At 58.1% G+C, this 11,535-nt stretch carries 10 protein-coding genes and 1 riboswitch; of the genes, 9 read left to right on the top strand and 1 reads right to left on the bottom strand.

Going from position 1 to position 11,535, the window contains the following annotated elements:
- Window positions 1-31 precede the first annotated feature (31 nt).
- The 8 genes from ACFFT4_RS08510 to ACFFT4_RS08475 all read left to right on the top strand — a co-directional run bounded on the left by ACFFT4_RS08510 (window position 32) and on the right by ACFFT4_RS08475 (window position 8,041).
- On the top strand, window positions 32-1,582 hold the full coding sequence (locus ACFFT4_RS08510) for a helix-turn-helix domain-containing protein (protein WP_378046741.1): 1,551 nt from the start codon (window positions 32-34) through the stop codon (window positions 1,580-1,582).
- Window positions 1,583-1,688: 106 nt separating this feature from the next.
- On the top strand, window positions 1,689-2,639 hold the full coding sequence (locus tag ACFFT4_RS08505; protein WP_378046739.1) for an ABC transporter permease: 951 nt from the start codon (window positions 1,689-1,691) through the stop codon (window positions 2,637-2,639).
- On the top strand, window positions 2,632-3,582 hold the full coding sequence (locus ACFFT4_RS08500) for an iron chelate uptake ABC transporter family permease subunit (protein ID WP_378046737.1): 951 nt from the start codon (window positions 2,632-2,634) through the stop codon (window positions 3,580-3,582). The genes ACFFT4_RS08505 and ACFFT4_RS08500 overlap by 8 nt, the downstream gene beginning before the upstream one ends.
- On the top strand, window positions 3,579-4,337 hold the full coding sequence (locus ACFFT4_RS08495) for an iron ABC transporter ATP-binding protein (protein WP_378046735.1): 759 nt from the start codon (window positions 3,579-3,581) through the stop codon (window positions 4,335-4,337). Before ACFFT4_RS08500 ends, ACFFT4_RS08495 begins: the two co-directional genes overlap by 4 nt.
- Before the next feature lie 64 nt (window positions 4,338-4,401).
- Window positions 4,402-5,418 carry a siderophore ABC transporter substrate-binding protein gene (locus tag ACFFT4_RS08490; RefSeq protein ID WP_378046733.1) on the top strand — a complete coding sequence of 339 codons (1,017 nt, stop codon included), beginning with the start codon at window positions 4,402-4,404 and terminating at the stop codon, window positions 5,416-5,418.
- A gap of 23 nt (window positions 5,419-5,441) precedes the next feature.
- The gene (locus ACFFT4_RS08485) at window positions 5,442-5,768 is read left to right on the top strand and encodes an antibiotic biosynthesis monooxygenase (protein ID WP_378046732.1); all 327 of its coding nucleotides are present in this window, start codon (window positions 5,442-5,444) and stop codon (window positions 5,766-5,768) included.
- 156 nt (window positions 5,769-5,924) lie between these two features.
- Window positions 5,925-6,320, top strand: a complete 396-nt coding sequence (locus tag ACFFT4_RS08480; protein ID WP_378046731.1) for a hypothetical protein — start codon at window positions 5,925-5,927, stop codon at window positions 6,318-6,320.
- Window positions 6,321-6,322: 2 nt separating this feature from the next.
- The gene (locus ACFFT4_RS08475; protein WP_378046729.1) at window positions 6,323-8,041 is read left to right on the top strand and encodes an ABC transporter ATP-binding protein; all 1,719 of its coding nucleotides are present in this window, start codon (window positions 6,323-6,325) and stop codon (window positions 8,039-8,041) included.
- Between the two features lie 584 nt (window positions 8,042-8,625).
- Here the strand turns inward: ACFFT4_RS08475 and ACFFT4_RS08470 are convergent.
- On the bottom strand, window positions 8,626-9,837 hold the full coding sequence (locus tag ACFFT4_RS08470; RefSeq protein WP_378046728.1) for an AI-2E family transporter: 1,212 nt from the start codon (window positions 9,835-9,837) through the stop codon (window positions 8,626-8,628).
- Window positions 9,838-9,945: 108 nt separating this feature from the next.
- Window positions 9,946-10,084, top strand: a riboswitch (cyclic di-AMP (ydaO/yuaA leader).
- 199 nt (window positions 10,085-10,283) lie between these two features.
- Between ACFFT4_RS08470 and ACFFT4_RS08465 the strand changes: the two genes are divergently transcribed.
- Window positions 10,284-11,468, top strand: coding sequence for a KamA family radical SAM protein (locus ACFFT4_RS08465; RefSeq protein ID WP_378046726.1), 1,185 nt, complete (start codon window positions 10,284-10,286; stop codon window positions 11,466-11,468).
- Window positions 11,469-11,535 lie beyond the last annotated feature (67 nt).

The following is an 11,535-nucleotide window of genomic DNA, read 5'->3' as shown; positions in this document are numbered from 1 at the left end:
GATAAAAACTGATCACGGGGGAGATTCGGGCATGCATACCGCGGGCGTTGCGCCGCTGCAATATTTAGGCTCCGCAGAGCTGCCGCTTGCGGGAGGGGAGAGGCTGGCTCTGCCGGCGGAATCCTGCGACCGCTTCGGCATCTGCCTGCATTCCGATCTGCGGGTGTCGCGCGGCGATTCCGGGGACCGCGGAATTCGCGTGCCGGCGGGAGAACTGTTCCATCTGCCGGCCGGCTGCGTGGTCTCGATCGTACCGCTCGCCTCGAGCCGCGTCTCGCTGCTGACCGTGTCTTTCAGCGGGCCTGGATTCTCGGTGGAGCAGGGCGGTTCGGCGGTTCGGGGCGGTCTGCAAAAGTTTCGGATGCCGCTGATGAAAAACTGGGTGTCCGAATTTGCCGAGAAGCCGGCGGAGGAGCTGCTCTTGCCGGACTATTATCTTGCGCAGGCCCGCTTGTACGCGCTTGCGGCCGCTTACGAGAACGCCCGCCGGAATCCGGTCCGCGACGAAGCGGATCTAAGCGATTATTTGGAACAGACGAGACAGCGAATCCGGGACAATTACGACGCCGCGCTGGATATGGAGGAGCTGGCCCGCAATTCGGGCGTGAGCGCCAGCCGCTTCTACAAGGCGTTCCGCCAAATGACGGGGTTAAGCCCGCTTAAATATTTGATTACGAGGAGGCTGGCGGCCTCGCTGCGGCTGCTGGCCGATCCCGGCGTCAGCGTGACGGAAGCGGCCCATTCGGTCGGCTATACGGACGAATATTATTTCAGCCGTCTGTTCAAGAAGCAGATGGGAATCGCGCCGACGGATTACGCCGCCCGGGCGCAGGCCTCGATCGCCGCGCTCTGCCCGATTTTCCGCGGCGACCTGGCCGTGCTCGGCATTACGCCGCGCGTCGTGCTGAAACGGGACTGGGATCTGGACGAGGCCAATCGGGAGAGCTATTTGCGAGAAGTCCGGGAGGCCAAGCCCGACCAGATTTTGTCCGGCCCGCTGGCCGACGATCTGATTGCCGAGCTGCGGACGATTGCGCCGCTGACCGTATATCCCTGGCACGACCGCCCGTGGAAAACGCGGCTGGCCGATTTCTCCCGCCTGCTCGGGCTGGAGACCGTCGCGCGGCGCTGGCTGACCGATTTCGACAGCAAGACGGACAACGCCAGGCAGCACGTCGAGGAGCAGCTGTCCGGGACGCCTTATCTGATCGTCGGCGTGCGCAGGGGCAACTTCCGGGCGTATGGCAAGCTGAAGCGCAAATTTACCGACCTGCTCTACGACGAGCTGCATTTTCGGGCTCCGCCGGCCGCCGACGCCATCGGATTTCTGGACATGCCGGACGTGCGGGACGTGATCGGGCTGGACAGCGACCATGTGCTGTTCCTGGTCGAGTTTCCGGCGGACGACGCTTTCTGCGACGAGTTGGAGCGGCGGTGGAAGACGGGGGCCGAACGCGGGGGAGAAGGGCGGCGCTGCTTGTTTATACGGCTGGGGGAGCCGTTCCTGTACAATGCCGAGATGCACGAGCGGCTCGTCGACCAGATCGTCGACTACCTGCTATCCGACGACAGAACCAAATAGAAATGTCCATGGAGAAATCGAAATATCCATTCCGGTTTCTTTTTTTTTATGTAAAATAATTAAGGTGCATGCAAATGAGAATCATTATCACGAAGAGAGAATCGCAATGAAAATCGGTTATTTGTGGGTCGCGCTTATCGTATTATCGTTCACCTCCTTGTTCGTCGGCGTATCCAGCCTGTCTCCGCTCGACTTGTTCCGCATGACGGAGTATCAGTGGGAGATTATGTGGATCAGCCGGATTCCGCGCTTGATCAGCATTCTGATCGCCGGGGTGGGAATGAGCGTCATCGGCTTGATCATGCAGCAGCTCGCGAGGAACAAGTTCGTCTCGCCGACGACGGCCGGGACGACGGACTCCGCCAGCCTGGGCGTGCTCGTCGCGATCTTGCTCGTGCCCGCGGCTTCTCCGCTGATCAAGATCGTCGTCGCATTCGCGTTCGCGCTGGGCGGCACGCTGCTGTTCATGCGGATTTTGAACCGGATTCAATTCCGCGATCCGATCCTGATCGCGCTCGTCGGCCTGATGTTCGGCGGCATCGTCGGCTCGGTCACGACTTTCCTGGCGCTGAAGTACAACCTGCTGCAGAGCGTGAACAGCTGGCTGTTCGGAGACTTCTCTTCGATTCTGAAAGGGAAATACGAGATGCTGTACGTCAGTCTGCCGTTGATCGCGCTCGCTTATTTGTACGCCAACCGCTTTACGATCGCCGGCATGGGCGAGGAATTCGCCGTGAATCTGGGGCTGAAATACCGTCAGGTCGTTCATCTCGGCCTTGGCATCGTTGCGCTCGTGGCCGCGGTCATTCTGCTGACGGTCGGCTCCCTGCCGTTCCTCGGGCTGATCATTCCGAACATCGTCTCGCTGTACAAGGGCGACAATCTGCGGAGCAGCCTTCCGCATACGGCGCTGCTCGGCGCGGTGTTCGTGCTTGCCTGCGACATTCTCGGAAGAATCATCATCTATCCGTACGAAATTTCGATCGGACTGATGGTCGGCGTCATCGGCAGCGGGATCTTCCTCTACTTGCTGTTAAGGAGGAAGAGCCATGCGTGATTCATGGAAGCTGATTGCGCTGGGCGCATTGGCGCTTGGGCTCATCGCCCTGTTCATGACGATAGACGGCAGCGGCAATTGGGATTACATCCTGCCTCGCCGTTCCAGGAAAATAGTGGCCATTCTGCTGACGGGAGCGGCCATCTCGCTCTCGACCGTCGTGTTCCAGACGCTGACGAACAACAAGATTTTGACGCCGACCTTGATCGGTCTCGTTTCGATGTACCTGCTGCTGCAGACGGGAATCGTGTTCCTGTTCGGCTCCACGGTGCTTACGTCGATGGCGAAAAACATGCAGTTCGCGTTGGCCGTCGGTCTGATGGTGCTGTTCGCGGGCGTGCTGTACAAGCTGCTATTCAAGCGGGAAGGCAATCATCTTTACTTCCTGCTGCTGGTCGGCATCATCTGCGGAACGTTCTTCTCGAGCATCGCCAGCTTTATGCAGATGCTGCTCGATCCGAACGATTTCCTGATCGTGCAGGACAAAATGTTCGCCAGCTTCAACAATATGAATACCGACGTTCTGATGATCGCCGTCGCGCTCGTGCTGCTGGTGCTGTCGTACTTTTACCGCGACTTCAAGTATTTGGACGTCATGGCTCTGGGCAAGGAGCACGCGGTGAATCTGGGCGTTCCGCACGAGCGCATCACGAAGCGGCTGCTCGTCGCGGTCGCGCTGCTCGTCGCGGTATCGACGGCGCTGGTCGGCCCGGTCACCTTCCTGGGGCTGCTCGTCTCCAACGTCGCTTACCGGATGCTCGGCACGTTCCGTCATGCGGTCGTCATTCCCGGCACCATCCTGATCAGTATCGTCGCCTTGGTGGGCGGACAGCTGATCGTCGAGCGGGTGTTTACGTTCTCGACGACGCTTAGCGTCATCCTCAATTTCATCGGAGGCATCTACTTCCTATATTTGTTGTTGAAGGAGAGCAAGACAACGTGATCGAAGCAAGAGGCATTACGAAACGCTACGGAGACAAACACGGCGTTCACGGGGTAACGACCTCGATCGCCAAGGGCAAAATCACGTCCTTCATCGGGCCGAACGGCGCGGGCAAGAGCACGCTGCTCTCGGTGATCAGCCGGCTGCTGGCGGCGGACGAAGGGGAAGTGCTGATCGACGGTCTGGACGTCAGGAAGACGGACAGCGGGGAGCTGGCGCAGAAAATCTCGATTCTGAAGCAGGCGAACTCGATCAACGTCCGGCTGACCGTGCTAGATCTCGTGCAGTTCGGCCGCTTCCCTTACAGCAAAGGCCGGCTCGGCGCCGAAGACCGCAAGCATGTCGAAGCCTCGATCCGTTACATGGAGCTGGAGGAGCTGCAGGACAAATTTCTGGATCAGCTCAGCGGCGGACAGAAGCAGCGGGCGTTCATCGCCATGGTGCTGGCCCAGGACACCGAGTATATTTTGCTCGACGAGCCGCTGAACAATCTGGATATGAAGCATTCCGTCCAGATCATGAAGGTGCTGCGCCGCCTGACCGACGAGCTCGGCAAGACGATTGTGCTTGTGCTTCACGACATCAACTTCGCCTCGGCTTATTCCGACTATATCGTCGCGATGAGGGAGGGCCGGATCGTCAGGGAGGGCCCGACCGACGAAATGATCGATACGGCGGTGCTGCGGGACATTTACGAGATGCACATTCCGATCCACGTCGTGGACGGGAAAAAGGTATGCGTCTATTTCTCTTGAGTTATGTTGATGCGCGAAAGCGGGTCAACTGACGATATAAAAAAATACTTAGGAGTGGTCTATTGTGAAGAAAGCATTATCCCTTATTCTGATGTCTGTCATGGCGCTTGCGCTGCTGGCCGCTTGCGGCTCCAAAAACAATAACGAAGGCGCTGCAAGCCCGTCGTCCAGCCCTTCGGCGTCCCCGAGCCCATCCGCGGCTCCGTCGGAGTCGCCGAGCTCGTCCGAGTCCGCGGCGCCGGCCGAAGTGACGATTACGCATGCGCTCGGCACGGCCGTCGTCAAGACGAACCCGGAGAAGGTCGTCGTATTCGACTACGGCACGCTCGATACGCTCGGCAAGCTGGGCATCGAAGTGCTGGCGCTGCCCAAAGCTTCGATCCCGGGCAACCTGTCCCAATACGAGGACGCGAAATACGAGGACGCGGGCACGCTGTTCGAGCCGGACTTCGAGAAGCTGAACAAGCTGAAGCCGGACGTCATCTTCATCGGCGGCAGAACGGGCGAAGCCTATGAGGAGCTGAACAAAATCGCGCCGACGATCCAAATGTCGGTCGATTCCGCCAATTACCTGGAGTCCTTCAAAAACAACGCCAATGTGATCGGCCAGGTTTTCGGCAAGGAAGCGGACGTTGCGGCGGCGCTCGCGGAGTACGACGCGGCGGTCGCGGATCTGAAGGCCAAGGCGGAGGGCGCAGGCAAGGCGCTGATCGTGCTGACGACCGGCGGCAAAATCAGCGCTTACGGACCGGGCTCGCGCTTCGGCAGCATTCACGATATTTTCGGTTTCGCGCCCGTTGATCCCGACATCAAGGTCGATACGCACGGCAACAGCATCTCCAACGAATTTATCGCGGAGAAGAACCCGGACGTTCTGTTCGTCGTCGACCGCGACGCGGTCGTCAGCGGAGACGGCGCGGCGCCGGCCAAGGAAGTGATCGAGAACGATCTGGTCAAGAAAACGAACGCCTATAAGAACGGCAAAATCGTCTATCTTAACCCGAACTTCTGGTATTTGTCCGGCGGCGGTCTGAACACCGAGCTGGAGATGGTTAAAGAGGCGGCGCAGGCCGTACAATAAAAAGGATCGAGGAGGAGCCGCCGATGCTTATTCAGACGAGGACGATTGTCGTGCAAAAGGGCAACGCCGACAAAGTCGTCGAGAGGTTCAGCCGGGAAGGCGTTCTCGACGAGCGGGAGGGCTTGATCGACATTACCGTCATGACGAACAAGCGGAGCAAGGAAACGGACGAAGTCGTCGTTGTCATCCGCTGGGAGTCCGAAGAGGCCTGGAAAAACTGGGAGAAGAGTCCCGAGCACATTCAGGGCCACCGCAACAGCAGAGGCCAGACTCCTCCCGAATATGTCGTCAGCACGACCGTTAACATGTACGATGTGAATAAGGTTAGAAAAGGGAAGTCCGGCTCCTGATACCGGACGTCCCTCGGGCAAGATCACCTTCTCCCGCGAGCGATCGGCGGGAGGGGGTGATCTTTCATTTGGGGGTTGACGTTCGCCACAGGTTCGTATACATTTGTATACATAGTGTGCGGTATACATTTGTATACGAGGAGGGATGCGGGAAGAATGAGACACGGAGACGGACGCGGACACGGGCGCGGCTCGAGAGGGGAAGCCCAAGATCGGCAGCGCGGACAGCGGGGAGATCCTCAGGCGCAGCACGGAGAACCGCAAGGGCATCGCGGCTCGAGGGGCGCTCACGGCGGGCACGAGGCCAGAGGAGCCCAGACGTTCCGAAGGGGCCGCGTTCTGATGTTTCTGGAGCAGCTGAGGGTGAAGCGCGCGACGCTGGCCCAGCAGCTCGTCCAGCCGGAATTCGAAGCGATTCGCCCGATGCTGTCCGGCGAATTGAAGGCGTTGGATCAAGTCATCGAAGATTACGTTCATCTGTTCGATCTTCAAGGGATCGGAGAGGAGCCGCGGCCCCAAGGTCCGGCTGACGAAGGAGAGGGGAACACTTAACGATGCTTCGCAGGTTTTTCTCGTATTACCGCCCTTACAAAGGCTTATTCATTCTCGATTTTACTTGCGCGGTGATCGCGGGATTGCTCGAGCTCGGCTTTCCGCTCGCGGTCAGCGAATTCATCGACGATCTGCTGCCGAGCGGCAACTGGAAGATGATCGTGCTGGCCAGCATCGGGCTGCTCGGGATTTACGCCCTCAACACCGTGCTGAACTACGTCGTCACCTATTGGGGACATATGCTGGGCATCAATATCGAAACCGACATGCGCCGCAAAATGTTCGACCATATTCAGAAGCTGTCGTTCCGCTTCTTCGACAACCATAAAACCGGTCATCTCGTCGGCCGGGTGACGAACGATTTGAACGACATCGGGGAGATCGCGCACCACGGGCCGGAGGATATTTTCATCGCGATTATGACGCTTGCGGGCTCCTTTACGCTGATGGCCTACATCAACCTGGAGCTGGCTCTGCTGACGTTCGTGATCATTCCGTTCATGGCTTGGCTGATCATCCTGTTCGGAGGCCGCATGACGAATACGTACCGGCGGCTGTTCGGCAACGTAGGCAGCTTTAACGCCCGCATCGAGGAGAACGTCGGCGGCATTCGCGTCGTGCAGTCGTTCGCGAACGAGGAGCACGAGAAGAAGCTGTTCGCGGTCGACAACAGCAATTTCCGCGAGACGAAGCTGCTCGCCTACAAGACGATGGCGAAGAGCTTCTCGGTCAGTTATATGCTGATGCGTCTTATTACGATATTCGTAATGGTGTGCGGCGCGTGGTTTTTCATCGACGGCAGAATCGAGCTGGGGGAATTTATGGCGTTCCTGCTGCTGTCGAACATTTTCTTCCGGCCGATCGAGAAGATCAACGCCGTCATCGAGAGCTATCCGAAGGGGATCGCCGGATTCAAGCGCTACGTCGAGATCATTGACACGGAGCCGGACATTCGGGACGCCAAGGACGCCGTGGAGGCCGATACGCTGCGCGGAGACATCCGCTTCGAGAACGTCTCGTTCGGCTACGAGGAAGGCCGAGACGTGCTGAAGGGCGTGAATCTGTCCGTTCGGGCGGGCGAGACGGTCGCCTTCGTCGGCCCTTCGGGCGCCGGGAAGACGACGATCTGCAGCCTGCTGCCGCGGTTCTACGATGTCACCGGCGGACGCATTACCGTCGACGGCAAGGATATCCGCAACCTGACGCTGAAGTCGCTGCGCAGAAATATCGGCATCGTACAGCAGGACGTCTTCCTGTTCTCCGGCTCGATCCGCGAGAACATCGCTTACGGCGATCTGAAGGCGACCGACGAGCAGGTGTGGGAGGCGGCGAGACGGGCTTCGCTGGAGGAGATGATCAAGCAGCTGCCGGAAGGCATGAACACGATCATCGGCGAACGCGGCGTCAAGCTGTCCGGCGGCCAGAAGCAGCGGATGGCGATCGCGCGGATGTTCCTGAAGAACCCGCCGATCCTTATTTTGGACGAAGCGACGTCGGCGCTGGACACCGAGACCGAAGCGGCGATCCAGCAGTCGCTGGCCGAGCTGTCCGTCGGCCGCACGACGCTTGTCATCGCGCACCGATTGGCGACGATCAAGAACGCGGACCGCATTATCGTCGTCGACGAGAACGGCATCGCCGAGCAGGGCAGCCACCAGGACCTGATCGCGTCCGGCGGCATCTACAGCAGGCTGCACCAAGCGCAGTACCAGCACGCTTAAAGCTTTCGGTTTCGCTCGCGGCATCATTTATCGCCATGGAAAGAGCGCATCTATCTCCCGGGGAAAACCGGAAGGTAGATGCGCTATTTTTGGCTTTTGCAGTCGGAAATCCACTATGTGACATGAGATGTTCTAAAGAATCGGTCATCGTCGCACGAATCTCCGCAAATTGGCTTGAGATGTTCTAAGGAATCGGTCATCGCCCCACGAAACTCCGCAAATTGGCTTGGGATGTTCTAAGGAATCGGTCATCGCCCCACGAAACTCCGGAAATTGGCTCGAGATGTTCTAAAGAATCGGTTATCGTCGCACGAAACTCCGCAAATTGGCCCGAGATGTTCTAAGGAATCGGTCATCGTCGCACGAAACTCCGCAATCTGGCTTGAGATGTTCCAAAGAATCGGTTATCGTCGCACGAATCTCCGCAAATTGGCTTGAGATGTTCTAAGGAATCGGTCATCGCACCCTCGCCAAATCCGTCGTCGTTGCTTGCGGGGCAGACTTGGCAGGCGCCCGGACGCCGAAACCAACCCTTTCTCCGAAACCGGCTCTTCCGTCAGAATCAACCCATCCTCCGAACCCAGCTATTCCGCCGGATTTATCGAGTCGACCGAATCCGCCGGGTCCGCCGTCCCCTGCGGAGGCGATGCGGCGGGCGCGGGAGAAGCTTCCTCATACAGCCTCGTACGCTGCTTGAACCAGCGGAACAGATGCGTGCAGATGACTTTCAGAATGGCGTATCCCGGAACGGCCAGAATGATGCCGAGCATGCCGAACAGATTGCCGGCCGTAATAATGACGAAGATGATCGTAATCGGATGAACGTGCATCGACTTGCCCATAATTTGCGGCGAAATGAATTTGCCTTCGACCAATTGAACGATCGTCCAGATGACGATCATCTTGAGCAGCATGATCGGGGAGGTCATCATGGCGACGATCAGCGCGGGGGTGATGGCGATCGCCGGCCCAAGATACGGCACGATGCTCGTACAGGCGGCGATGACCGCGAGCACGAGAGAGTAGTCCAGTCCGATGATCAGGTAGCCGATATAGAGAAGCACACCGATGCAGGCGCTCACGATAATTTGCCCGCGAATGTACGAGCTGACCTGGTGGTTCATCTCGAGCATGACTCCGAAGGAACGGTTTCTCAGCCGCGATGGCACGAAGCCGAGCACGAACGGGGCCAGCTTTTTCCGGTCCTTGAGCAGATAGAACAGAATGAACGGCACCGTAATGATCGCGAGCACCGTCTCCGTTATTTTGCCGACCAGGCTGCCGATTCCCGACCAGGCGTTGCTCAGAATCGCCGAAGCCCGCTCCGAGAAGTCGTCGACGACCTTCGCCGTGTCGATGCCAAGCATGTTCTGCAATTGGTTGAAATATTCGTTGCCGATCAGCTCTTCGAATTTCAGCTGCGCGTCCTGACTGTAGGTCGGGAATTGCACGATCAGGCTGGAGATTTGCTGGCTGAGCAGCGGCACGACTTTCATAACGATCAGCGTAAGCACCGTGAGAATGACCAGATAGAGGCCGACGATGGAGTAGACGCGCTTGATCTTGAGCCGCTCCAAGTAATCGACGATCGGGTTAAGCAGATAATAGACGACTCCGGTCAGCATGAACGGGAGAAAGACGGTTTCGAGGACGACGATAAACGGATGGAAGACGTACGAGATTTTGTCCAATACGAGAATGTTGAGCCCGATCAGCAAAATGACGACCAGGAACAGGACGAATTTGCGGTCGATCAGCCCTTTGAGACCGTCCGATAGTTTGCGAGCGCTCTGCATGAGTGTTCCCCCTTCTTTCTTCCATTGTAACCGACGCGAATCCCGTCGGACAAATCGGTCCGAACCGGGCTTTTCCGACGGTTGACAGGGCGGGAGGAATTCATTTATAGTTAGATTATGCTTAGTTTCCGGAAACTTCCGGAAAGCGGGGGAACCATTCAATTGGGGCGAATCGTTCATGCGAACGTAGGGAACCATCTATCCCGAGCCCGTCAGCTAACCTCGTTTGCACTGGATGGGTCGGATTGTCTATGCGCAGATAAACTGCTCATTCTTTTGACCCGTTGAGGGTCTTTTTGCGTCTTTATGGACCCTAGTTCGCCGGCAGGGATGGTCTGCCGCGCGCGGGGTCTATTTTTTATCTATGGAAGGAAGGGGGCCGGCGGGGGGCTTGGAACGGATTCGTTCTCGAATTCGACTGAATATACGCGGAGGAGGAAGGCCGAATGGCGCAACCAAAGTATATCACCGATATCGGAAAAATCTCTCACATCCCCGAGGAACAACGTGAGAAGCTGAAGCGGATTACCGATAAGTTCGTGTTTCGGGTAAATGAGTATTATTTGAATCTGATCGATTGGAACGATCCGCACGATCCGATCCGCAAGCTGGTCATTCCCAACGAAGGAGAGCTGGCGGAATACGGGCGCTGGGACGCCTCCGACGAGGATACGAACTACGTCGTCAAAGGCTGCCAGCACAAATATTCGTCGACCGCGCTGCTGATCGTCTCGGAGGTGTGCGGGGCCTACTGCCGCTACTGCTTCCGCAAACGGCTGTTCCGCAACGACGTCAAGGAAGCGACCTCGGACATCGAGCCGGGCCTGCAGTACATCGCCAATCATCCGGAGATCAGCAACGTGCTGCTGACCGGCGGCGACAGCCTTATTTTGGCGACCCCTAAACTGCGCGCGATTTTGCATAGATTGCGCGAGATCGACCATGTGAAGATTATTCGGCTCGGCTCGAAGATCCCCGTCTTTAATCCGATGCGGATTTACGAGGACGAAGAGCTGCTGGAGACGATCCGCGAATTTTCCGACGCCAACAAGCGAATCTACGTAATGGCGCATATCAACCATCCGCGCGAAATTACGCCGGAAGCGGTGCGGGGATTCCAGGCGCTGCACGACGCCGGGGCGATCGTCGTCAACCAGACGCCGGTGCTGCGGGGCATCAACGACGATCCGGAGGTGCTTGGCGAGCTGCTCGACCGTCTGAGCTGGGCGGGCGTAACGCCCTACTATTTCTTCGTGAATCGCCCGGTTGCAGGCAACGGCGACTTCGTGCTGCCGCTGGCCAGAGTGTACGAGATCGTCGAGCAGGCGAAAGCGCGCACGTCCGGGCTCGGCAAGCGCGTCCGCCTGTCGATGAGCCATACGTCCGGCAAAATCGAAATCCTGGCAATCGAGGATGGCAAAGCCTATCTCAAGTACCATCAATCCCGCGACGGAAATTACGGCAAGTTCATGACGCTGGACTGTCCCGACGACGCGGCCTGGTTCGACGATCTTCCGGGAAGCGAGCGCTACTGGAAGAAGCCGGCGAAGCGGACGAAGGACGTCGTGTCCGTGAACGAGCTGCCGGACGTTCCGCGCAAGCGGGAGAGAAGGGCGGAAGTGCCGAGCTGACGTTCCCGAGCGGCCGGCAAAGCCGAAGCCGAAGCGTCTATTTTGCGGCGGACGCCCCGGCCGAAAA

This window comes from Cohnella cellulosilytica (assembly GCF_042431195.1).
GTDB lineage: Bacteria > Bacillota > Bacilli > Paenibacillales > Paenibacillaceae > Cohnella > Cohnella cellulosilytica.
This window is presented reverse-complemented; position numbering and strand designations above follow the sequence as displayed.

Bases quoted from the DNA above. Each gene is read 5' to 3' on its own strand.
- ACFFT4_RS08510 (WP_378046741.1), top strand. From the start codon at position 32: ATGCATACCGCGGGCGTTGCGCCGCTGCAATATTTAGGCTCCGCAGAG.
- ACFFT4_RS08505 (WP_378046739.1), top strand. From the start codon at position 1,689: ATGAAAATCGGTTATTTGTGGGTCGCGCTTATCGTATTATCGTTCACC.
- ACFFT4_RS08500 (WP_378046737.1), top strand. From the start codon at position 2,632: ATGCGTGATTCATGGAAGCTGATTGCGCTGGGCGCATTGGCGCTTGGG.
- ACFFT4_RS08485 (WP_378046732.1), top strand. From the start codon at position 5,442: ATGCTTATTCAGACGAGGACGATTGTCGTGCAAAAGGGCAACGCCGAC.
- ACFFT4_RS08480 (WP_378046731.1), top strand. From the start codon at position 5,925: ATGAGACACGGAGACGGACGCGGACACGGGCGCGGCTCGAGAGGGGAA.
- ACFFT4_RS08475 (WP_378046729.1), top strand. From the start codon at position 6,323: ATGCTTCGCAGGTTTTTCTCGTATTACCGCCCTTACAAAGGCTTATTC.
- ACFFT4_RS08470 (WP_378046728.1), bottom strand. From the start codon at position 9,837: ATGCAGAGCGCTCGCAAACTATCGGACGGTCTCAAAGGGCTGATCGAC.
- ACFFT4_RS08465 (WP_378046726.1), top strand. From the start codon at position 10,284: ATGGCGCAACCAAAGTATATCACCGATATCGGAAAAATCTCTCACATC.